This is a genomic window from Frankia sp. AiPa1 (genome assembly GCF_023243075.1).
In the GTDB taxonomy this organism is placed as follows: Bacteria; Actinomycetota; Actinomycetes; order Frankiales; family Frankiaceae; genus Frankia.
In genome coordinates this window covers 247,978-269,526 of record NZ_JALKFZ020000001.1, presented here as the reverse complement: position 1 = coordinate 269,526, position 21,549 = coordinate 247,978, and the positions used below count along the sequence as shown (strand labels likewise).

The window sequence follows — 21,549 nt, the reverse complement described above, 5'->3', positions numbered from 1 at the left end:
CCCTAGTCTGCGCCGTCATCGGAACTGTGGCCTGGGAAGACCTTGGCGGCCGGGTCGATGACGGGTGCCGCGTTGTTGACGGCGGTCGCCACCTCGCCGAACCCGGTCGCGATCAGGCGCACCTTGCCGGGATAGTCGACGACGTCCCCGGCGGCGAAAACCCGCGCGACACCAGTGGACATGGCCGGGTCGACCATGATCCTCCGCCGTTGCACGGTCAGCCCCCAGCGGGTCAGCGGCCCGAGATCGGTGGCGAAACCGAGCGCCGCGACGATCGCCTGCGCCGGGTGGACCTCGCGGCTGCCGTCGCGGGCGTCGACGAGCTCGACCTTCTCGACCCAGGCATCCCCGTGCACGGCAGCGATGTCGGTGAGCGTGCGCACCTGAACCTCGGACGCCTCGAGCCGGGCGAGTGCCGCTGGATGCGCCCGCAGCTGCTCGCGCTTGTGCACGAGGGTCACCGTCCGGGCAACCGGCGCGAGCGCCAGCGCCCAGTCGACCGCGCTGTCACTCCCGCCGGCGACGACGACGTCCTGACCGGCGTGTGCGTCCGGCTGCGGGACGAAGTACACAAGCCCCCTCCCCAGGTGCCCGGCGGCCCCGGCCAGCGGCTTCGGCGCGAACGCCCCGATCCCTGCGGTGACGATGACGGCCCGCGCCCGCACCAGCCCGCCGGTGGCATCGGTCACGACCACCGCATCCGCCTCGTGGCTGAGCTCCATGGCCTGCCGGCCGAGCAGATAGGTCGGCTGATACCGCGCGGCCTGGGCGACGAGTGCCTCGATCAGCTCGCGCCCCCGCACGGCAGGGAACCCGGCCACGTCATAGATCACCTTCTCCGGGTACATCGCGGTGATCTGGCCGCCGACCGTGGGCAGCGCATCCATCATCGCCACCGACATCCCACGGAACCCCGCGTAATACGCCCCGAACAGCCCGACCGGCCCCGCTCCGATGATCAGAAGGTCGGTCTCGGTGGGCATGGCGGTCCTTCCTCCGGAGCTGCTGGGACATTCCCATCCTGCCGTAGACCGTGCCCTGGCCTGGGCCCCCGCCGTCCGGCTGACACCTGGTCGGATGACGGACAGATGTCGGCGTGTCGTGGCCCGACGGGGCTAGCGTGGAACCTGGAGTGGACTCGGGCGGAGAGTGCCAGTGGTGGATCGATCGACAGACCGACGCCGGACCGCGGGTGTGGCCAGGGGCGAGGAACTGGGCCCCGGCGACCCGACTGTCATCGGTGCCTACCGTGTCCTGCGCCGCCTGGGCGAGGGCGGTATGGGAACGGTCTACCTTGCCCGTTCGCCGGCCGGCGCCCCCGTTGCCCTGAAGGTCATCCGGTCGAGCCTGGCTGCCGATCCGGAGTTCCGGGCTCGATTCCGGGACGAGGTCGCCGCAGCCCGCCGCGTCGCGCCCTTCTGCACCGCCCAGGTCCTCGATGCCGACCCGGACGCACGCAGCCCGTATCTGGTCACCGAGTACATCGATGGAGTGCGCCTCGACGAGGAGATCACCGAGTCCGGGCCGCTGCCGCTGTCGACGCTGCAGGGCGTGGCGATCGGCGTGGCCAGTGCTCTGACCGCCATCCACCGGGTCGGCATCGTCCACCGGGACCTCAAGCCGAGCAACGTCATGCTGTCCTTCTCCGGCCCCCGCGTGATCGACTTTGGGATCGCCAGGGCTCTGGACGCGGCGCAGGGCCGGACCCAGACCGGCTTTGTCCTCGGCTCCGTCGGCTGGATGGCCCCCGAGCAGATGGACGGCGGCGCGCCGCTCGGTCCAGCCGTGGATGTCTTTGCCTGGGGCCTGGTCGTCGCTTACGCCGCCACCGGCGGCCACCCGTACGGCGACGGCACCTATCAGCAGATGGCTGAGAAGATCCTTACCGGCCGACCCGACCTGCGCGACGTCCCCGCCGGCCTCGTCCCCATCGTCCACGCCGCACTCGCCCGCGACCCGTTGGCCCGGCCGTCCAGCGAGCGGCTGCTGTTCATGCTGCTCGGCGACGGTGGTGACCCCCGGTCTGCCGCCGCTGCCGACACTGCCGCCGCTGCCGACACTGCTGCCTCCGCGGCACTGGACGGCACCTGGCCACGCGGCCGCAGCGCGGTCGCGGTTGCCGGTCAGCGGTACGACCCGACCCGGCTCGCCGGAGCCAGCGAGCAGCGTCGCTGGTGGGAGGATCCCGCCGACCCACCTGCGCCGCCACTGCCGGGTCCGGAAGACTTCGGGGCGCCGAACCGCAGGCGCCGACGTGGCGGATTCGTCGAGTACGAGGACCGGCAGCGGCCAGTGATCGCCCCCGCCGTTCGCGACCGCGCGGCCCCACCGCCCGCGCCGCTGCCGGCCCAGCCGCGGCCGGAGTTCGGCGGCCGTCCCGCGCAGCTGGTCGACGAGCGTTCTGCGCGGCCTCGCCCGCAGGCGGAGCCCTATGCGGGCCCAGCGCCGCGCCGACGCCGCCGACGGCTGCGGATTCCGTTCAAGCGGACCATCGTGTTCGTCGTGCTGGTGCTTCTGCTCCTGTCCGCCGCCGACCAGATCGCCTCCATGGTGGACGAGCAGCGCACCCGCTTCTGGAATCGGGCAACCACCTCCGTCCGGGATGGCTTCAATGATCACTTGGATGCCTGGTGGAACCAGGCGAAGGACACTTTTTCCGGATCCTCCGGCGGCTAGGCCGGTCACGTCGCACTTCCAACAGGCGTAAACCTGCCGCCAGGTAGGTACACCACCACCATGGCGAGCATTACAACCAAGATCAATGATTTTCTGCACAGCCCGAAGACGCGGGAGATGGTCGACAAGGCCAAGACCGCGGCGACTAATCCCGAGAACCGTCAGAAGATCAAGCAGATGCAGGAGAAGATTGCCAGCCGCACCCGCGGTCACGGCCAGCACACCCCCGCCCCGGGCAGTCCGGACCCGAATGATGTCGACCAGAACCCGTCGAGCATGCCGACCAGCGGCTACGAGACGGATGTGGCCCCAGACGCCGGCCGCGCGGATCCGGGCGCGCGTCCCGGAAGTTAGGCAGAGTGGACGGGCGCATACCCCGCGCCCGTCTTTAGCTCGCAAGGTCATACGATCCGGGAATGCTGCTGATGGTGCGCCCGTCGGGTGCCTGAACGGTCACGGTACCGTCGCGGCGGCGGCGAACGACGAGACCATGGTCATGGATGGCGCGGTGATGGGTGCCGCAGATGAGCAGCAGGTCCTCGACGTCGGTTTTGCCGTTGTGGGCGTCCCACTCAGCGCAATGGTGAATCTGTAGCCACATCGTGTGATCGCAGGAGGGAAACTGACAGATTCCCTGGTCACGGGCGTAGACGGCGTCGCGGAGCCGGCCGGTGGGGAGCCGGTTACGTCGACCGAGATGGAGTGGATTGTTGTCGGAGTCGACGATGAGAGCGCGGATCAGGGCGTCACAGCCGAGCCGCGCGACCATGGCGGCGGGTAGGCCGATATCCCGGCCGGCAACGGCGCCAGTGCCGGCAGGCAACCGGCCAGGTTGATGCTTGTGCTCCTGGTTGCGATCACGCCCGTCGACGTCGTCATGTGTGCGGTTCCGCGGAACACTCTGGTTCGAAGCAGCGCTGGTGCTTTGGGCGGGGACGTGGAGCGTGAGGGTGTGGGGGGAGTCCTGGAGGGCGGGAGCGTGGTGGTGCAGGAACGCCTCAGCCAGGGCGATGAGGGCATCAGCGTCACGGGCCTGTCCGCGTGGGGTGTAAGCGAGCTCGTCATCCTCGGGCGGACCGTCGGGGCCGGTCTCAAGGCTGGCGCGGGCAGCGTCCAGCGCGGCGAGCAGGAACGCTCCGTCGTCCGGAGAGAGCGTCGCCGTTAGACGAATCGTGCCGTCAGGGGTCGTGCGCAGAGCGAGCTTGCGGTCAGCACGCAGAGCAGCGGGGTCGGACTTCTGCTGCCGGCGGCGAGAGGTGAGCCGCTCGAGCTGGCCCGCGGACATCTTGCGGGCATGGTCCAGCCAGCCTTCCTCGTCGGCAGGGGTGGCGACCCGAGTGATGGCGCGAACCTTCGAATAGGAGAGCTCTCCGGAGGCGAAGGCAGCGCGGACGGCAGGTAGTTGTGCCAGCGCGTGGGCGGTCGCGAGCTGCTCGCGGGCGGTGCGTAGGTCCAGGCCGCAGCGCCAGGCCAGCCAGTGCGCGCAGGAGCGGATTCCGAGACCGGTCCAGCCCTGACGGCGGTCGAACGCGGCGATGGTCATGAGCCAGGTATGAGTGGCGGCGGCGAGTCGAGCGGACCAGCGGCAGATCGCCTCTTCTACCTGCTCCAAGGGAGCGGACTCCACGTCAATGCTGGTGGCGGACACCGCGCTGGGAGCCGACGGAGAGTGTGGCGGGGTTGAGCTCATGGTCATCACCGGTTCAGGGGTGAGGAACGTGCGGGCTGACGACTGCCAGTGTCGCACAGGCGGGCCTCAGATTCGATCGTCTGAGCGAAAATCATCGAACATTTTTTCGACTCGGAGAGCTGCGGCAGCGCCCCGCTTGGATGGTTGACAGCGGTGCCCCGGTCAGCGAAAATCGAACATATGATCGACATGGAGTGGGTGAAACATGAGAGTAGGTGACCAGGAGTGGGTGACTGGTCGCGTGGGGTGCGGTTCGGTGCGGTTCCGCGGAACCGGCTGGATGGAAGGCTGCTCGTCGTCAGTGCGGCGACGCCCAGTCGTGCTCCGTGATGCCGCATTTTCGGAGGGTGTCGTGACGCGGTTCCGCGGAACCGTCCGACATGGTTGGTCGCCAGGTGATCCGGCCGTTGTCCGGAGGGTAGGTCGTACGATCCTGGGGTGAGCGTTGTGGATGCCGACGGCGAGATTCCGGTGGGTCGGGGCGACGGCGACGCTGGGGACGATGCCCCGGCGATCCGCGTGATCCTCGAGCGGGCAGCTGAGGGCGGGCGGATCTCGCCCGAGGAGGCTCTGCTGCTCTATACGCGTGCGCCCTTCCACGCGCTCGGGCGCGCGGCGGACGCGGTGCGGCGGCGGCGCTACCCCGACGGGATCGCCACGTACATCATCGACCGGAACATCAACTATACGAACGTCTGCGTGACCGCCTGCCGGTTCTGCGCCTTCTTCCGGCCGCCGAAGCATGAGGAGGGCTGGGTCCGCGACCTCGACGACCTCATCACCAAGTGCGGCGAGGCGGTGGAGCTTGGTGCGACCCAGATCATGCTGCAGGGTGGGCACCATCCGGAGTTCGGCATCGAGTGGTACGAGCGGACGTTCTCGGCGATCAAGGGGGCCTATCCGCAGCTCGCGCTGCATTCGCTGGGAGCCAGCGAGGTCGTCCACATCTCCCGCACTTCGGACATCGCCATCACGGAGGCCATCACCCGGCTGCGGGACGCGGGGCTCGACAGCTTCGCCGGAGCCGGTGCGGAGATCCTTACCGAGCGTCCCCGGCGTGCGATCGCCCCGCTCAAGGAGGCCGGCCACGTCTGGCTGTCGGTGATGGAGACCGCGCATACTCTCGGTGTCGAGTCGACCGTCACGTTCATGATGGGCACCGGGGAGACGAACGCCGAGCGCATCGAGCACCTGCGGATGATCCGTGACGTGCAGGATCGCACGGGGGGCTTCCGTTCGTTCATCCCATGGACCTATCAGCCGGAGAACAACCACCTCGGCGGGCGCACGCAGGCGACGACGCTGGAGTACCTGCGTCTGGTCGCGGTCGCCCGGCTGTTCTTCGACAACATCGCTCATCTGCAGGGCTCGTGGCTGACCACCGGCAAGGAGGTCGGGCAGCTGACCCTGCACATGGGCGCTGACGATCTTGGCTCAGTGATGCTGGAGGAGAACGTCGTGTCCGCGGCCGGCGCGCGGCACCGCACCAACCGCTCCGAACTGATCTCGCTGATCCGCACGGCCGGGCGCATCCCGGCGCAGCGCGACACGCTCTATCGGCATCTGGTGGTCCATCGCGACCCGGCGCTCGACCCGGTCGACGACCGGGTCGCCTCCCACTTCTCCTCGACGGCGCTGCCGTTGGTCAGCACCACGTGAGGGGGGCGGCCGCGGTTACCGGGCCGAAGATCGAGCTGCATGTCCATCTCGAGGGCACCGTAGGGCCGGCGACGCTGCTGGCGATGGCCCGGCGCAACGGTGAGGCGCTGCCCGCGCACACGGTGGAGGGGCTCGCCGAGCTCTACCGGTTCCGCGACTTCAGCCACTTCATCCAGGTCTGGATCATGACGACGAACGTGATGCGGACCGAAGCGGACTTTCGGCAGGTGGTCGTCGAGTATGCCGCGCAGGCGGCCGCGGCCGGGGCCGTGTACGTGGAGGGCATCTTCTCGCCGTGGTACCGGGTGCACCGCGGCGTGCGGGTGGAGGAGATCTTCCACGGCTATGTGGACGGAGCCATCGAGGCGAGAGAGCGGTATGGCGTCGAGGTACGCCTGACGCCGGACATCGACCGGGTTCTGCCCGTGGATGAGGCAATGCGGGTGGCCGACTGGTCGGCGCGGTTCGCGGACCGGGGCTCTGAGCGTCTCGTCGTCGGGCTCGGGCTCGGTGGCCCCGAGGCGGAGTATCCACCGGAGCAGTTCGCGCCGGTGTTCGCCCGGGCAGCGCGGGCGGGGCTTGCCGCCGTTCCCCACGCGGGGGAGACCGTGGGCGCTGAGTCGGTGCGCGGTGCGCTGGACGCCCTCGGGGCCCGTCGGATCCGCCATGGCATTCGTGCGCTTGAGGATCCGGCGCTGGTGCGCAGGCTTGCCGACGAGCGGATCGTGTTGGACGTGTGCCCGGTGTCGAACCTTCGTACCCGGTCAGTGGCCACGCTTGGGGAGCATCCGCTGAGGGCGCTGCAGGCCGCAGGCGTCGCCTGCTCCCTGGCCACCGACGATCCGGCGATGTTCGGCACCGATCTGGAGACCGAGCACGCGGTCGCCGCCGGGCTCGGCGTCCGGGCCCGCGATCTGTACGCGGCGGGCGTCGAGGGTGCGCTGTGTGATGAGCCCCTCCGAGCACGACTGCGCCGCATCGGCGCGGAGACCGACTGGGATGCGGCCGAACAGGTGGCGCGATCCGCCGCGCCGGCAGCACTCGCCCGCCTCGATCCGGCGGTGCTGGCCCGGTGAGCCGGGCGGGGCTGGACAAGCAGCCGCGGGAGATCGCCGCGATGTTCGACGGGGTTGCCGGACGGTACGACCTGACGAACGCCGTGCTCAGCGGCGGCTTGGACCGCACCTGGCGGCAGGCCACCGCGGCGGCGCTCGAACTGTCGCCTGGTCAGCGCGTGCTGGACCTCGCGGCCGGCACAGCGACCTCGTCGCGAGCCTTCGCCGCAGCCGGCGCGGATGTCGTGGCCTGCGATTTCTCGCTAGGCATGCTACGGGCGGGGCAGCGGCGGCTGGCGGAACGTCCCGCGGCCGGGCGGGTGGTGCTGTCCGCCGGGGACGGACTGCATCTGCCGTTTCCCGACGCGACCTTCGACCGGACGACCATTTCCTTCGGTCTTCGCAATGTGGCCGATACTCGGCGATGCCTCGCGGAGTTGCGACGCGTCACCCGGCCGGGCGGCATTCTCGTCGTCTGCGAGTTCTCCCGACCGGTGTGGGCGCCGTGGCGAACCGTCTACCTGGAGTATCTGATGCGTGCGTTGCCGCGGGTCGCCCAGGCGGTCAGCAGCAGCCCCGACTCGTATGTCTACCTGGCCGAGTCGATCCGGGCCTGGCCGGCGCAGGCCGAGCTCGCCGACCTGCTCCGGGCGGCCGGCTGGACCAGGGTCAACTGGCGAAACCTCACCGGCGGCGTTGTCGCCCTGCACCGTGGGCATGCCGCCTAGGTCGGGATGCGCCAGCCCAGCCAGGTCAGAGTGCGTGACCAGGCATCGCGGGCGGCCGGGCCCTGGTACGCATCCGGTCGGGAGTCGTTGAGGAAGGCGTGGCCCGCGTTGGGATAGATGATGATTTCGGCGGGAACGGGGGCGCCGGCGGTGGCGGTGCGCAGGGCCTCGACATCCGAGATGGGCACATTGACGTCCTGCCCGCCGTAGAGCCCGAGCCATGGAGCCTGGAGCTGGCCCGCAAGCTCCAGCTGGCTGGGCTCGCCGAGTTGCCGGGCGCGGATGCCGTCGCCGTAGAAGGTGACGGCGGCGGCGAACGGCCGGTCCACCGCGGCGTGAAACGCGACGGTGCCGCCCAGGCAGAACCCGACGACCGCGCACCGGTCGAGAGCGGTGCCCTCCTCCGCCAGAACACCCATCGCCGCGTCGACGTCATCGAGCACCTCGGTCCCCGTCAGCACCGCGGACCGGTGGTACAGATCCGGGGCGATCGCCCGCCAGCCCACGCGGGCCAGGCGGGCGCACAGATCACGGACATGGCCGGTCAGCCCATCGGCCTCGTGCAGGACGACGATCCCGCCGAGTACGGGAACATCCTCCGGCTCGGCCAGAATCGCCCTCGCCGGTCCGTCCGGGGTGGGCAGGACGACTGTCATCGGATCCTCGATTCCCGGCCGCACGAAGGGCTTCTACCCGGCTCGGGCGGTGATCCCACGTGATAGCACGAAAGTGCCAGCGATCATCGCTGAGAATCGCGGCCCGCCCCTACGGTCCGAGCCTTCAGTAGTTGGGTGTGACCTGCGACATGCCGGGTGATCTGGGTCGCGGGGCGCCGCTGGGCTGCTCGGGGCGCGGATTATACGCTCTGCTGTCGGCAGATGTGACGAACGAGGCCGATGCCCGGTGGCGATGGGTGTGTGATCGTCGCTTACTGTGTTCATAAGGTGTGCGTCATCGACTCGTCATGGCCTCCTCGCGTCCTGGTTGATGCGATTGGCCTGCGTAGGGCCTACACTCGCCGGGGGTGCTCGTGAAGAATTTCACGAGCGGCCCGAACGGATGGTTCCGAGCGAGGATCCGGAGCGCTGGGTGGCGATGGTGACGGCAGGCACAGATGGCGGCGGCGATGGCGGCAGGGCTGCCGACGCCGATGCCGACGTCATCGTGGTCGGTGCCGGGCCCGGGGGCTCCTCAGCGGCATACCACCTCGCCAGCACGGGGCTGGACGTCCTGCTGCTGGAGAAGACGACGTTCCCGCGGGAGAAGGTCTGCGGCGACGGGCTGACGCCCCGCGCTGTGCGCAGCCTGGTCGAGATGGGTATCGACACCTCGGTCTCCGCCGGCTGGGCACGCAATCGGGGGCTGCGTATCGTCGGCGGCGGTGTGCGCCTGGAACTTCCCTGGCCGGAGCTTGCCCACTGGCCGGACTACGGGCTGGTTCGCCCTCGGCTCGACTTCGACGATCTGCTGGCCCGGCACGCGGAGAAGGCCGGTGCCCGTCTGGCGCAGAGCACGACTGTCACCGGCCCGCTTCTCGACGAGCGCAGCGGGCGAGTGGTCGGAGTGCGGGCCCGCACGGGGTCCGATCGCGAGCCGGTGACCTACCGGGCCCCGCTCGTCATCGCGGCCGACGGCAACAGCGCGCGAATCGCCCTGGCGCTGGGCATCCGTCGCCGGGAGGACCGTCCGCTCGGCGTCGCGGTGCGCCGCTACTACCGCAGCGCCCGCACGCACGATGATCATCTCGAGTCGCACCTGGAGCTGTGGGAGGGCACGCCGCGGCAGAGCCGGCTGCTGCCCGGCTACGGCTGGATCTTCGGAGTGGGCGATGGCACCAGTAATGTGGGACTCGGCCTGCTGAACACGACCAGCGCCTTTCAGAACACCAACTACCAGGATCTGCTACGCCGTTGGCTGGCCGCGCTGCCGCCCGAATGGGGATTCGTCGAGGAGAACGCGACCGGCCCGGTGCGCGGCAGCGCGCTGCCGATGGGCTTCAGCCGCACCCCCCACTATCGGGACGGTGTGTTGCTGGTCGGTGATTCCGGCGGGATGGTCAACCCGTTCAACGGCGAGGGCATCGCCTACGCGCTCGAATCGGGTCGGTATGCCGCTGAGGTCGCCGTACAGGCGCTGGCCCGTCCGCAGGGCCCGGCTCGGGAGCGCGCTCTGGGGCATTATCCCGAGCTGATGCGCGCCCGATACGGGGGCTATTACACTCTCGGGCGTCGTTTTGTCCAGCTCATCGGGAATCCGACGGTAATGGCGCTCGGCACGAAATATGGTCTGCCGCGCCCGGTTCTCATGCGATTCCTGCTGAAGATCATGGCAAATCTCACCGATCCTCGGGGAGGTGATGCGATGGACCGAATGATCAATGCGATGACCCGTCTGACCCCTGCGGCCTGACTGTTATCCGGCTCGGTCCCCAGGACTTCTATGAGGGTCGGATCGAAGGGTTTTTCCTGCTGGGAATCTGGCTGGCGGCCATTCGTTCACCGGGGTGCAGTACGTCATAACATCCGGTAACACTCTTTTGAAGGGGAGGAGTTCGGCATGCTCTCGAACTACGTGCCGATCCTCGTTCTGATGGTGATCGCGACGCTGTTCGCGGTCGGCTCCGTCGCGGCCGGTGCGCTGACCGGTCCGCGCAGGTTCAACCGGGCGAAGATCGACGCCTACGAGTGCGGCATCGAGCCCTCCCCGGCTCCGGCCGGCCCGCAGCGTTTTCCGGTGAAGTACTACAACACCGCGATGCTCTTCATCGTCTTCGACATCGAGATCATCTTCCTGTTCCCGTGGGCGATCGCGTTTGACAGCCTCGCGGTGTTCGGGCTCGGGGCGATGGCGCTGTTCATGGCGACGATCTTCGTCGCGTACGCCTACGAATGGCGCCGTGGAGGTCTGGAATGGGACTAGAGGAGAAGCTGCCCGCAGGTATCCTGCTCGCCAGCGTGGAGAAGCTTGCCAACTGGACACGTCGGTCCTCGCTGTGGCCGGCGACCTTCGGCCTGGCCTGCTGCGCGATCGAGATGATGTCCACCGGTGCCGGTCGGTACGATCTGTCCCGGTTCGGCATGGAGGTCTTCCGGGCCAGCCCCCGCCAGGCCGACCTGATGATCGTGGCCGGCCGGGTGAGCCAGAAGATGGCACCGGTGCTGCGGCAGATCTACGACCAGATGCCGAACCCCAAGTGGGTGCTGTCGATGGGCGTGTGCGCGAGCAGCGGCGGGATGTTCAACAACTACGCGATCGTTCAGGGCGTCGACCACATCGTCCCGGTCGACATGTACCTGCCCGGCTGCCCGCCACGGCCGGAAATGCTGATGGACGCGATCCTCAAGCTCCACGAGAAGATCCTCGCGGGCCCGATCAGCGGGCAGACGGCGTGGACCGAACCCGGCGACTCGCCTTACCCGAAGCCGATCGACGTGGCCACCGCGCGGGCGGGCCTGCCCGAGGGCGAGCTCGACACCCGCACCCTGTCGGTCAACGACCGCAAGCGGTTCCGCATCCCGGCCGGCGCGCCGTCGACCACCGGACGTGGCGCGGTCGAACCGGTCCTCGATGCCCGGCGACCCGCGGCGATCGCGCCGCCGTCGGTGTTCGGTCGCACCAAGCGGGTGCCGGTCGACCTCAAGCCCACCGATGAGTCCCGCTCGGCGAACGGCGCGAACGGCGCGAGCGGCGCGAACAGCACCGACGGCGAGGGCGAGGCTGACCGATGACCAGCCAGAACGGTGCCGGCCGCAACGGCTTCGACGAGGATGCGGCCAGCGAACTGGTCGTGTCCGGGCAGGCCCGGCAGCCCGGACGGCAGCACGACGCGTTCGGCGCCGGCGGCACGGGCGACACCTCCGGGTTCGGCCGGCTCGTGGCGCCCGTGCCGGTTCTCGAGAGCTCGCAGCGGCCCTTCGGGGATGCCGACGCCGACGCCGTCTACGACGCGCTGGAGCGGGCGTTCCCGCAGCTCGGCGAGGCTGTCGAGCGGGTGGTGCACGATCGTGGCGAGCTGACCCTGTACGTGCGACGCGAGGCGCTGACAAGTCTGGCGCAGACGCTGCGGGACCATCCTGACCTGCGCTTTGAGCTCCTGTCCTCGGTGTCCGGCGTGGACTACCCGGACGATCTCACCGGGCGCCGGCTGCACTCGGTGGCGCACCTGACGTCGATGACCTACCGTCGCCGGTTGCGCGTGGAGGTCAGCGTCGGCGACGACGACCCGACGCTGCCGAGCCTGACGTCGGTCTGGCCGACCGCCGACTGGCATGAGCGGGAGGCCTACGACCTGTTCGGCATCATCTACGCCGGTCATCCGGGGCTGACAAGGATCATGATGCCGGACGACTGGATCGGGCATCCGCAGCGCAAGGACTACCCGCTGGGTGGCATCCCAGTCGACTACAAGGGCGCCACGGTTCCTCCGCCGGACGAGCGCCGGAGCTACTCGTGATCCGAGGTTCGCTATGACGCCGAACAGCGGGACGGCGACGTCCCAGCCCTACGAGGCCGGCTATGCCGAGTCCGCCGATGGGCGGGTCTACACGGTCACCGGTGGTGACTGGGAGGACATCCTCGGCCACGGGGAGCAGGACGCCGAGCGCATCGTCGTCAACATGGGGCCGCAGCATCCGTCCACCCACGGCGTACTGCGTCTCGTGCTGGAGATCGAGGGCGAGACGGTCACCGAGGTCCGTCTGGTCATCGGCTACCTGCACACCGGCATCGAGAAGAGCTGCGAGTACCGGACCTGGACCCAGGCGGTCACCTTCCTCACCCGGGCCGACTACCTGTCGCCGCTGTACAACGAGGCGGCGTACTGCCTGTCGGTCGAGCGGCTGCTGGGCATCACCGAGCAGATCCCCGAGCGGGCGACCGTGATCCGGGTGCTGGTGATGGAGCTGCAGCGCATCGCCTCCCACCTGGTGTGGCTGGCGACCGGCGGCATGGAGCTGGGCGCCACCACTGCGATGATCTTCGGCTTCCGGGAGCGGGAGAAGGTCCTCGACCTGCTCGAGCTCATCACCGGGTTGCGGATGAACCACGCGTTCATCCGGCCGGGCGGACTCGCCCAGGATCTGCCGGACGGCACCGAGCGGGCCATCCGGGAGTTTCTCGCCGACATGCCGAAGCGGATCCGGGAGTACCACAAGCTGCTCACCGGCCAGCCGATCTGGAAGGCTCGGATGGTCGACGTCAACGTCCTCGACGCGGCCGGTTGCATCGCGCTGGGCACCACCGGCCCGGTGCTGCGGGCCGCGGGGCTGCCCTGGGACCTGCGCAAGACCATGCCGTACTGCGGCTACGAGACGTACGAGTTCGACGTGCCGACCCGGCTGGAGGGCGACTCCTTCGCCCGTTACCTGGTGCGGATGGACGAGATGGGCGAGTCACTCAAGATCATCGAGCAGTGCCTGGACCGGCTGCGGCCGGGACCGGTGATGGTCGCCGACAAGAAGATCGCCTGGCCCGCGCAGCTGTCGATCGGCTCCGACGGGATGGGCAACTCGCTCGAGTACATCCGGAACATCATGGGGACCTCGATGGAGGCTCTCATTCATCACTTCAAGCTGGTCACCGAGGGATTCCGGGTGCCGGCGGGCCAGGTGTACACCCAGATCGAGTCGCCGCGCGGCGAGCTCGGCTACCACGTGGTCTCCGATGGCGGCACCCGACCGTTCCGCGTCCATGTCCGCGACCCAAGCTTCGTCAACCTGCAGGCCGTCCCGGCGCTGTGCGAGGGCGGCCAGGTGGCGGACACGATCGTCGGCGTCGCCTCGGTCGACCCGGTGCTCGGGGGAGTTGATCGTTGATGGCGCTTTCGCCGCAGACCCACGCCGCCGCAGCCGAGATCATCGCCCGCTACCCGGCCGGGCGGTCCCGCTCGGCGCTGCTGCCGCTGCTGCACCTGGTGCAGGCCGAGCAGAATCGCGTGACCACCGAGGGGGTCGAGTTCTGCGCCGACCAGCTCGGCATCACCGCGGCCGAGGTGGGCGCGGTCGCGACCTTCTACACGATGTACAAGCGCCGCCCGGTCGGCGAGTACCTCGTCTCGGTCTGCACGAACCTGTCCTGCGCCCTGCTCGGGGGCGAGGACGTCTACCAGCGGCTGAAGAAGCACCTCGGGGTCGGCCACGACGAGACGACCCCGGACGGCCAGATCACCCTCGAGCACGCCGAGTGCCTCGCCGCCTGCGACTACGCGCCGGTGCTGACGGTGAACTACGAGTTCTACGACCAGGTCGACGCGGATGGCGCGCAGGCCATCGTCGAGGGACTGCAGGCCGGGCAGCGACCCGCACCGACCCGCGGCGGCCCGCTGTGTTCGTTCGCCGAGACCTCACGCCAGCTCGCCGGGTACGCCGACCCGCGGCCCGAGGGCGTCGCGGGTCCCGGCGTCGGGGAACCGTCGGTGGCGGGCCTGCTGGTCGCCGAGGCCGCCGGCTGGAGCGCCGAACAGGCGCCGGCGCCACTGGTCCGGCCGGCGGCGACCACGCCGGCCAGCACCGAGCCGAAGGGGAGTTGAGGATGCCTGTCACTCCGGTACTCACCCGGCGCTGGAACACGCCGGAGTCCTGGACGATCGACACCTACCGCCGGCTCGACGGCTACCTCGCGCTGCGCACGGCGCTCGCCGGCGACCCGGACGACCTGATCAAGCTGGTCAAGGACTCGGGCCTGCGCGGGCGCGGCGGCGCCGGGTTCCCCACCGGGATGAAGTGGGGCTTCATCCCGCAGGGCGACGGCAAGCCGCACTACCTGGTCATCAACGCCGACGAGGGCGAGCCGGGCACCTGCAAGGACGCGCCCCTGATGAAGGCCGATCCGCATTCGCTGATCGAGGGCATCATCATCGCCGCCTACGCGGTGCGGGCCAGCCGGGCGTTCGTCTACCTGCGCGGCGAGCTCATCCACGCGGCCCGCCGGATGCGCGCCGCCGTCGACGAGGCGTACGCGGCGGGCTTCCTCGGCCGGGACATCCTCGGCAGCGGGTTCGACCTCGACCTGGTGGTGCACTCCGGCGCGGGGGCCTACATCTGCGGCGAGGAGACGGCGCTGCTCGACTCGCTGGAGGGACGGCGTGGCCAGCCCCGGCTGCGACCGCCGTTCCCCGCGACCCATGGGCTGTACGCGTCGCCGACGGTCGTCAACAACGTCGAGACCATCGCGAGCGTCCCGTTCATCGTCAACTACGGGGCGGACTGGTTCCGGTCGATGGGTCGGGAGAAGTCCCCAGGGCCGAAGATCTACAGCCTGTCCGGGCATGTGACCCGGCCGGGCCAGTACGAGGCGCCGATGGGCACCACGCTGCGGGAACTTCTGGAGATCGCCGGCGGGGTCCGCGGCGGCCGGAAACTGAAGGCGTGGACCCCGGGCGGCTCGTCCACTCCGATGCTCACCGCGGACCACCTCGACGCCCCGCTGGACTTCGAGGGCATGCAGGAGGCCGGCTCGCTGCTCGGCACCGCCGCGCTCATGATCATGGATGAGACGACGGAGATGCTGCCGGTCGTGCGCCGACTGACCGAGTTCTACGCGCACGAGTCGTGCGGCAAGTGCACGCCATGCCGTGAGGGCACGAGCTGGATGGTGAAGATCCTCGAGCGGATCGAGGACGGCCGGGGCGACGCCGAGGACGTGGACACCCTCGTCGACGCCTGCGACAACATCTTCGGCCGGGCGTTCTGCGCCCTGGCCGACGGGGCCACCTCCCCGATCGTGTCGGGGATCAAGTACTTCCGGGACGAGTTCATCCCGGTGAGCGCGGTGACCACGAGGACCGCCGGGCCGGACGGGACCGTCGGGACACCGGAGCCGAACACCAGCCCCGACGGGGCCTACGCGGGAGCGCACTGAGATCATGACCGCCCCAGCTAAGCCGGCCGCGCCGGCCGCCCCGGACCTCGTCACGCTCACCGTCGACGGGCTCTCGGTCAGCGTCCCCAAGGGCACGCTGATCATCCGGGCGGCCGAGCTGCTCGGCATCGAGATTCCGCGGTTCTGCGACCATCCACTGCTCGACCCGGTCGGGGCCTGCCGGCAGTGCATCGTCGAGGTCGAGGGGCAGCGCAAGCCGGTGGCCGCCTGCACCACCACGGTGGCCGCCGACATGGTGGTGAAAACCCAGCTCACCTCGCCCGTGGCCAGCAAGGCGCAGGCCGGAACGATCGAGTTCCTGCTGCTGAATCACCCGCTTGACTGTCCGATCTGCGACAAGGGCGGCGAGTGCCCGCTGCAGAACCAGTCGATGGAGAACGGCGGGTCGACCTCGCGGTTCAAGGAGACCAAGCGGGCCTATCCGAAGCCGCTGGCGATCTCCACCGAGATCCTGCTCGACCGGGAACGCTGCGTGCTGTGCGCACGGTGCACCCGCTTCTCCGCCCAGATCGCCGGCGACCCGTTCATCGAGCTGTTCGAACGTGGCGCCAACGAGCAGGTCGCGGTCAGCGACGGCCAGCCGTTCTCGTCCTACTTCTCCGGCAACACCGTGCAGATCTGCCCGGTCGGCGCGCTGACCAGCGCCGCCTACCGGTTCCGGGCCCGCCCGTTCGACCTGGTCTCCACCCCGACGGCCTGCGAGCACTGCGCGTCGGGGTGCAGCCTGCGCACCGACCATCGGCGGGGCAAGGTCACCCGGCGCCTCGCCGGCGACGACCCGGCGGTCAACGAGGAGTGGAACTGCGACAAGGGCCGCTTCGCGTTCACCTACGCCCGCGGGTCCGAGCGGCTGACCACCCCGCTGATCCGCGACGATGAGACCGGGCAGCTGGTCGAGGCCACCTGGAGCGAGGCGCTGGAGTACGCCGCCCGCGGTCTTGCCGAGTGCCGCGGCCGCAACGGCGTCGGGGTGCTGGCCGGCGGCCGGCTCACCCGGGAGGACGCCTACGCCTACGCCAAGTTCGCCCGGGTGGCACTCGGCACCAACGACGTCGACTTCCGCGCCCGGCCGCACTCGGCCGAGGAGGAGGAGTTCCTCGGCCACGCGGTCGCCGGGACCGGCATCGGGGTGACCTACGCGGACCTGGAAGCCGCGCCGGCGGTCCTGCTCGTCGCCTTCGAGCCGGAGGAGGAGTCGCCGATCGTCTTCCTGCGGCTGCGCAAGGCCGCGGACAAGCACGCCACCGCCGTGCACGCGCTCGCGCCGCTGGCCACGCGCGGGCTTGCGAAGCTGCGCGGGACGCTGGTGACGACGGAGCCCGGCGCGGAGCCCGCCGTCCTGGACGCGCTGGCCACCGCGGGGGCCAGCGCTGCCGGAACCGACCCGCTGGCCGCTACGGCGCTTGCGCTGCGCGAGCCCGGCGCGGTCATCCTGGTGGGGGAGCGGGCCGGGCAGATCCCGGGCACGCTGTCCGCGGTGCTGCGGCTGGCACAGGCCAGTGGTGCCGCGCTCGCCTGGGTGCCGCGGCGCGCCGGCGACCGTGGCGCCGTGTCCGCGGGGCTGCTGCCCTCGCTGCTGCCCGGTGGCCGCCCGGTCGCCGACGCCGCCGCCCGTGCCGAGGTCGAGCAGGCCTGGGGGGCCCGGCTGCTCGGCGCACCCGGGCTCGACACCGACGGGATCCTGGCCGCGGCTGCCGCCGGCCGCCTCGACGGCGTGCTCGTGGCGGGGGTCGACGCGGAAGACCTGTCCGACCCCGCCGCCGCACTCGCGGCGCTGGCCCGGGTGCCGTTCTGCGTCTCGCTGGAGATCCGCCGCTCGTCGATCTCCGAGGTCGCCGACGTGGTGCTGCCGGTGGCCCCGGTGGCGGAGAAGGCGGGATCGTTCGTCGACTGGGAGGGGCGGCTGCGGCCGTTCCAGCGGGCGCTGGAGACTCCGGCGCTGCCCGACGTGCGGGTCCTGCATCTGATCGCCGCCGAGATGGGCCTTGACCTCCGGCTGCCCGACACCGGCGCGGCCGCGCGGGAACTGCGGGCCGTCGGACGGGCCGGTGACGCGGTCACCCGGGCGCCGGCGCCGGCGCAACCCGCGGCTCCCGCGGCCGTTCCCGCCGCCGGGCAGGCGCTGCTCGCCAGCTGGCATCAGCTCGTCGACGACGGCGCCCTGCTCTCCGGCGAGCCGTATCTCGCCGGCACCGCCCGTCCGCCGGTGGTGCGGCTTTCGGCGGCGACCGCGGCCGAGATCGGCGCGCGGGCCGGAGAGCCGGTCCGGGTCTCGACCGGTCGCGGCTCCATCACCCTGCCGCTCGAGCTCGCAGCCCTCCCGGACCGGGTGGTCTGGGTACCGACCCACTCGCCGGGTTCGCACGTGCGGCGGGCCCTGGGCGTCACAGCCGGCGCGGTCGTGCGGATCGCCGCCAGCGCCCTGCCCCGGCCGGCCGCGGACGACACGTTTCCCGTCGACCAGTGGCGCGGGACCGCGCTCGGCGCCGACCTCAGCGCCGCCCGGGACACGACCGTGCAGGTCCGAACGCCTCCGCCGCCGGCACCATCGGCGCCCTCGGCTCCGGGCGTGAACGGCTCGAAGCCGGCGGAGGGACGGCGATGAGCGCCGCGGTGAGTTCGATCATCATTGCCGCGCCGGTGGATCCGGACCTGTCCGGCTTCGGCCGCGACCCGTTCTGGCTGATCCTGCTCAAGGCCGTCGCGGTGTTCGCCTTCCTGCTGCTCATGACGCTGTTCGCGATCGTGTTCGAGCGTAAGGTCGTCGCCCGGATGCAGCAGCGGATCGGCCCGAACCGGCACGGCCCGAAGGGCTGGCTGCAGAGCCTCGCCGACGGCGTGAAGCTGATGCTCAAGGAAGACCTCATCCCGGCGCTCGCCGACAAGCCGATCTTCATCCTGGCGCCGATCGTCTCCGCGATCCCGGCGTTCCTCGCCTTCGCGGTCATCCCGTTCGGGCCCGAGGTCTCGATCTTCGGTCACCACACCACGCTGCAGCTCGCCGACCTTCCGGTCAGCGTGCTGTACCTGCTGGCCGCGGCCTCGCTCGGGGTGTACGGGCTGATCCTGTCCGGCTGGTCGAGCGGGTCGACCTATCCGCTGCTCGGCTCGCTGCGCTCGGCGGCCCAGATCATCTCGTACGAGGTGGCGATGGGGCTGTCGTTCGTCGCGGTGTTCATGTACTCCGGGACGCTGTCGACCTCGGGGATCGTCGAAAGCCAGTCGGGGCGCTGGTACATCGCGCTCGTCCCGTCGTTCGTGCTCTACGTCATCTCGATGGTCGGTGAGACGAACCGGACGCCGTTCGACCTGCCCGAGGCCGAGGGCGAGCTGGTCGGTGGATTCCACACCGAGTACAGCTCGATCAAGTTCGCGTTCTTCTTCCTCGCCGAGTACATCAACATGGTCACCGTCTCGGCGATCGCGACCACCCTGTTCCTGGGCGGCTGGCAGCCCCCGCCGATTCCGGGCCTGTCCGGCCTCGACCACGGCTGGGTGCCACTGATCTGGTTCGTGATCAAGCTTCTGCTGTTCATCTTCCTGTTCATCTGGCTGCGGGGGACGCTGCCCCGGCTGCGCTACGACCAGTTCATGGCCTTCGGCTGGAAGGTACTCATCCCGGTCGGGCTGATCTGGGTGCTGGTCATCGCCGTGTTCCGCGCCTACCAGAAGGACGTCGACGACCGCACGCCGTGGCTGATCGGCATCGGCGTGGTCATCGGCATCCTGGTCATCGTCGCGCTGGTGGATCCGGGCGGCGCGAAACACCAGCAGGAGCTGGAGGAGGCCGAGCAGCGCAAGCTTGACGAGGCACCCAGCCTTGAACGCATTCCGTGGCCACCCCCGCAACTCACCGGCGTTCAGGCTGGCAGCCTGGCGAACGGGAACGGGAACGGGTCGGCCACCGTGGTCCCTGCGGAGCATGCTCCGCGCCAGGAGGGCTGAGACATGGGCCTGTTCGATCCGTACAAGGGCTTCGGCGTCACCTTCTCGACGATGTTCAAGAAGCCGACGACCGAGCAGTACCCCGAGGAGAAGAAGGCGACGGCGCCACGTTTCCACGGCCGTCACCAGCTCAACCGGCATCCCGACGGGCTGGAGAAGTGCGTCGGGTGCGAGCTGTGCGCCTGGGCGTGCCCCGCCGACGCCATCTATGTCGAAGGTGCCGACAACACCGAGACCGAACGCTTCTCCCCGGGCGAGCGGTACGGGCGCGTCTACCAGATCAACTACCTGCGCTGCATCCTGTGCGGGCTGTGCGTCGAGGCGTGCCCGACGCGGGCGCTGACGATGTCGAACGACTACGAGCTCGCCGACGACAGCCGGCGGGATCTGATCTTCACCAAGGAGCAGCTGCTCGCGCCGCTGCGCGAGGGCATGGAGGCTCCGCCGCACCCGATGCGCCTCGGGGAGAGCGAGACCGACTACTACCTGCGTGACCCGGACGCGCCCCTGCCCTGGCAGGTCGCCGACCGGGAGGCCGGCACCGACGGGAGCTCCGGCACCGACGGGGACGCCCAGGGGCAGGCGGCGGACGTCATCGAGCGGCGCACTGCCGGTGAGCACTCCCGGGCCGACGAGGTGCCCGCTCATGGTGCGGGAACGGAGCGGGCCCGATGAACCACGCGGTTGTGCTCGCCGCGGCGGGCGAGCTGACCAGCACCTCCACCGGCGAGGCGGTGACGTTCTGGATCCTCGCGCCGGTCGCGGTCCTGGCCGCGCTCGCCATGATCCTGGTCCGCAGCGCCGTGCACTCGGCGTTGCTGCTGGTGGCGAACCTGTTCTGCGTCGCGGTGTTCTACCTGCTCGAGCAGGCGCCGTTCCTTGGCTTCGTGCAGATCATCGTCTACGCCGGCGCGATCATGGTGTTGTTCCTGTTCGTGCTCATGCTCGTCGGTGTCGACTCGTCCGACTCGCTGGTGGAGACCATCCGTGGGCAGCGGCTCGGCGCCGTGATCTTCGGCCTCGGCTTCGCCGGGCTGCTGGTGTTCCCGATCGGTTCGGCCATCGACGGCGTGCACGGCAAGGGGCTCGAGTCCGCCAACGCGGGCGGCAACGTCCAGGCGATCGGCCGCCTGCTGTTCAGCCAGTACTTCTTCGTCTTCGAGGCGGTCTCCGCGCTGCTCGTCGTCGCCGCGATCGGGACGATGGTCCTCGGCCACCGCGAGCGCGAGGGCGGCCGGATCAACCAGCGCGAATGGATGCGTCGCCGCTTCACCGAGGGTCGGCAGGCAACCCCGCTGCCCGGTCCCGGAGTGTTCGCCCGGCACGACTCCGCCGACACCCTCGGCCTGCTGCCCGGCGGCGGTCGCGCCTCGGGCATCGGTGGCATTGCGGGCACGGCGCCCGAGAGCCCGGCGAACGGCGGCCCGGCCGACGACGACGACGGGTCGGGTTCCGGTCCGAGTGGCGGCGGCCCCAGTGCCGATGACGGCCAGCTCGGTGGGGACGACGCGGCGCTCGCGCACGTGGGCAAGGGGGAACAGCGATGAACCCGGCGAACTACCTGATCCTCGCGGCGCTGCTGTTCACCATCGGCACGGCCGGGGTGCTGATCCGACGCAATGCCATCGTCGTGTTCATGTCGATCGAGCTCATGCTCAACGCCGCGAACCTGACCCTGGTCACCTTCTCCCGCATCCACGGCACCCTCGACGGCCAGGTCATGGCGTTCTTCGTGATGGTCGTCGCCGCGGCCGAGGTCGTGATCGGCCTGGCCATCATCCTCAGCATCTTCCGCACCCGTCGCTCGGCGTCGGTGGACGACGTGAACCTGCTGAAGTACTGACCCAGGCCTAGGGACCTGACCTCCCTCCGCGGCGGTCATGGAAGAACGGACAAGACTGCAGTGACGCAATCTCGC

Annotated in this window: 20 protein-coding genes; 17 read left to right on the top strand and 3 right to left on the bottom strand. The window is 70.0% G+C overall.

The window, feature by feature from the left end; genetic code table 11:
* Window positions 1–2: 2 nt before the first annotated feature.
* The gene (locus MXD95_RS01145; protein ID WP_250638582.1) at window positions 3–983 is read right to left on the bottom strand and encodes an NAD(P)/FAD-dependent oxidoreductase; all 981 of its coding nucleotides are present in this window, start codon (window positions 981–983) and stop codon (window positions 3–5) included.
* A gap of 172 nt (window positions 984–1,155) precedes the next feature.
* Between MXD95_RS01145 and MXD95_RS01140 the strand changes: the two genes are divergently transcribed.
* Window positions 1,156–2,676, top strand: a complete 1,521-nt coding sequence (locus MXD95_RS01140) for a serine/threonine-protein kinase (protein WP_518455021.1) — start codon at window positions 1,156–1,158, stop codon at window positions 2,674–2,676.
* Between the two features lie 60 nt (window positions 2,677–2,736).
* The gene (locus tag MXD95_RS01135) at window positions 2,737–3,030 is read left to right on the top strand and encodes a hypothetical protein (protein WP_250638581.1); all 294 of its coding nucleotides are present in this window, start codon (window positions 2,737–2,739) and stop codon (window positions 3,028–3,030) included.
* A gap of 34 nt (window positions 3,031–3,064) precedes the next feature.
* On the opposite strand, the gene MXD95_RS01130 is transcribed toward MXD95_RS01135, so the two are convergent.
* A complete protein-coding gene (locus MXD95_RS01130; protein WP_250638580.1) occupies window positions 3,065–4,303 on the bottom strand; it encodes an HNH endonuclease signature motif containing protein in 1,239 nt (412 codons plus the stop codon).
* A gap of 501 nt (window positions 4,304–4,804) precedes the next feature.
* Between MXD95_RS01130 and mqnC the strand changes: the two genes are divergently transcribed.
* From mqnC to MXD95_RS01115, 3 genes are read left to right on the top strand one after another with little or no spacing between them, the layout of a single operon-like run.
* The gene (gene mqnC / locus MXD95_RS01125; protein ID WP_250638579.1) at window positions 4,805–6,025 is read left to right on the top strand and encodes a cyclic dehypoxanthinyl futalosine synthase; all 1,221 of its coding nucleotides are present in this window, start codon (window positions 4,805–4,807) and stop codon (window positions 6,023–6,025) included.
* Window positions 6,022–7,101: an adenosine deaminase gene (gene add, locus MXD95_RS01120; protein WP_250638578.1), complete on the top strand. Its 1,080-nt coding sequence runs from the start codon at window positions 6,022–6,024 to the stop codon at window positions 7,099–7,101. Before mqnC ends, add begins: the two co-directional genes overlap by 4 nt.
* Entirely contained in the window at window positions 7,098–7,808 is a 711-nt protein-coding gene (locus MXD95_RS01115; RefSeq protein WP_250638577.1) for a demethylmenaquinone methyltransferase, read from the top strand. Before add ends, MXD95_RS01115 begins: the two co-directional genes overlap by 4 nt.
* Here MXD95_RS01115 and MXD95_RS01110 read toward each other — a convergent pair.
* Complete coding sequence (locus MXD95_RS01110; protein WP_308301419.1) at window positions 7,805–8,488, bottom strand: dienelactone hydrolase family protein; 684 nt, start codon at window positions 8,486–8,488, stop codon at window positions 7,805–7,807. The genes MXD95_RS01115 and MXD95_RS01110 overlap by 4 nt on opposite strands.
* Before the next feature lie 415 nt (window positions 8,489–8,903).
* On the opposite strand from MXD95_RS01110, the gene MXD95_RS01105 reads away from it, so the two are divergent.
* The 12 genes from MXD95_RS01105 (at window position 8,904) to nuoK (ending at window position 21,474) form a co-directional block, all read left to right on the top strand.
* On the top strand, window positions 8,904–10,217 hold the full coding sequence (locus MXD95_RS01105) for a geranylgeranyl reductase family protein (RefSeq protein WP_250638630.1): 1,314 nt from the start codon (window positions 8,904–8,906) through the stop codon (window positions 10,215–10,217).
* Window positions 10,218–10,364: 147 nt separating this feature from the next.
* On the top strand, window positions 10,365–10,727 hold the full coding sequence (locus MXD95_RS01100; RefSeq protein WP_250638576.1) for an NADH-quinone oxidoreductase subunit A: 363 nt from the start codon (window positions 10,365–10,367) through the stop codon (window positions 10,725–10,727).
* Window positions 10,718–11,536: a NuoB/complex I 20 kDa subunit family protein gene (locus MXD95_RS29105; protein ID WP_374121930.1), complete on the top strand. Its 819-nt coding sequence runs from the start codon at window positions 10,718–10,720 to the stop codon at window positions 11,534–11,536. Before MXD95_RS01100 ends, MXD95_RS29105 begins: the two co-directional genes overlap by 10 nt.
* On the top strand, window positions 11,533–12,261 hold the full coding sequence (locus tag MXD95_RS01090; RefSeq protein ID WP_250638575.1) for an NADH-quinone oxidoreductase subunit C: 729 nt from the start codon (window positions 11,533–11,535) through the stop codon (window positions 12,259–12,261). Before MXD95_RS29105 ends, MXD95_RS01090 begins: the two co-directional genes overlap by 4 nt.
* 13 nt (window positions 12,262–12,274) lie before the next feature.
* Window positions 12,275–13,621: an NADH-quinone oxidoreductase subunit D gene (locus tag MXD95_RS01085; protein ID WP_250638574.1), complete on the top strand. Its 1,347-nt coding sequence runs from the start codon at window positions 12,275–12,277 to the stop codon at window positions 13,619–13,621.
* Window positions 13,621–14,334: an NADH-quinone oxidoreductase subunit NuoE gene (gene nuoE / locus MXD95_RS01080; protein WP_250638572.1), complete on the top strand. Its 714-nt coding sequence runs from the start codon at window positions 13,621–13,623 to the stop codon at window positions 14,332–14,334. The genes MXD95_RS01085 and nuoE overlap by 1 nt, the downstream gene beginning before the upstream one ends.
* A gap of 2 nt (window positions 14,335–14,336) precedes the next feature.
* On the top strand, window positions 14,337–15,665 hold the full coding sequence (gene nuoF / locus MXD95_RS01075; protein WP_250638571.1) for an NADH-quinone oxidoreductase subunit NuoF: 1,329 nt from the start codon (window positions 14,337–14,339) through the stop codon (window positions 15,663–15,665).
* Window positions 15,666–15,669: 4 nt separating this feature from the next.
* Complete coding sequence (locus MXD95_RS01070; RefSeq protein ID WP_250638570.1) at window positions 15,670–18,291, top strand: NADH-quinone oxidoreductase subunit G; 2,622 nt, start codon at window positions 15,670–15,672, stop codon at window positions 18,289–18,291.
* Window positions 18,288–19,631, top strand: coding sequence for an NADH-quinone oxidoreductase subunit NuoH (gene nuoH, locus MXD95_RS01065; RefSeq protein ID WP_250638569.1), 1,344 nt, complete (start codon window positions 18,288–18,290; stop codon window positions 19,629–19,631). The genes MXD95_RS01070 and nuoH overlap by 4 nt, the downstream gene beginning before the upstream one ends.
* Before the next feature lie 3 nt (window positions 19,632–19,634).
* Complete coding sequence (gene nuoI, locus MXD95_RS01060; protein WP_250638568.1) at window positions 19,635–20,306, top strand: NADH-quinone oxidoreductase subunit NuoI; 672 nt, start codon at window positions 19,635–19,637, stop codon at window positions 20,304–20,306.
* Window positions 20,303–21,178: an NADH-quinone oxidoreductase subunit J gene (locus tag MXD95_RS01055; protein WP_250638567.1), complete on the top strand. Its 876-nt coding sequence runs from the start codon at window positions 20,303–20,305 to the stop codon at window positions 21,176–21,178. Before nuoI ends, MXD95_RS01055 begins: the two co-directional genes overlap by 4 nt.
* The gene (gene nuoK / locus MXD95_RS01050) at window positions 21,175–21,474 is read left to right on the top strand and encodes an NADH-quinone oxidoreductase subunit NuoK (RefSeq protein WP_250638566.1); all 300 of its coding nucleotides are present in this window, start codon (window positions 21,175–21,177) and stop codon (window positions 21,472–21,474) included. Before MXD95_RS01055 ends, nuoK begins: the two co-directional genes overlap by 4 nt.
* Window positions 21,475–21,549 lie beyond the last annotated feature (75 nt).

Coding starts and splice junctions, on each gene's coding strand:
- MXD95_RS01145 (WP_250638582.1), bottom strand. CDS start 983: ATGCCCACCGAGACCGACCTTCTGATCATCGGAGCGGGGCCGGTCGGG.
- MXD95_RS01135 (WP_250638581.1), top strand. CDS start 2,737: ATGGCGAGCATTACAACCAAGATCAATGATTTTCTGCACAGCCCGAAG.
- MXD95_RS01105 (WP_250638630.1), top strand. CDS start 8,904: ATGGTGACGGCAGGCACAGATGGCGGCGGCGATGGCGGCAGGGCTGCC.
- MXD95_RS01100 (WP_250638576.1), top strand. CDS start 10,365: ATGCTCTCGAACTACGTGCCGATCCTCGTTCTGATGGTGATCGCGACG.
- MXD95_RS29105 (WP_374121930.1), top strand. CDS start 10,718: ATGGGACTAGAGGAGAAGCTGCCCGCAGGTATCCTGCTCGCCAGCGTG.
- MXD95_RS01090 (WP_250638575.1), top strand. CDS start 11,533: ATGACCAGCCAGAACGGTGCCGGCCGCAACGGCTTCGACGAGGATGCG.
- MXD95_RS01085 (WP_250638574.1), top strand. CDS start 12,275: ATGACGCCGAACAGCGGGACGGCGACGTCCCAGCCCTACGAGGCCGGC.
- nuoE (WP_250638572.1), top strand. CDS start 13,621: ATGGCGCTTTCGCCGCAGACCCACGCCGCCGCAGCCGAGATCATCGCC.
- nuoF (WP_250638571.1), top strand. CDS start 14,337: ATGCCTGTCACTCCGGTACTCACCCGGCGCTGGAACACGCCGGAGTCC.
- MXD95_RS01070 (WP_250638570.1), top strand. CDS start 15,670: ATGACCGCCCCAGCTAAGCCGGCCGCGCCGGCCGCCCCGGACCTCGTC.
- nuoH (WP_250638569.1), top strand. CDS start 18,288: ATGAGCGCCGCGGTGAGTTCGATCATCATTGCCGCGCCGGTGGATCCG.
- nuoI (WP_250638568.1), top strand. CDS start 19,635: ATGGGCCTGTTCGATCCGTACAAGGGCTTCGGCGTCACCTTCTCGACG.
- MXD95_RS01055 (WP_250638567.1), top strand. CDS start 20,303: ATGAACCACGCGGTTGTGCTCGCCGCGGCGGGCGAGCTGACCAGCACC.
- nuoK (WP_250638566.1), top strand. CDS start 21,175: ATGAACCCGGCGAACTACCTGATCCTCGCGGCGCTGCTGTTCACCATC.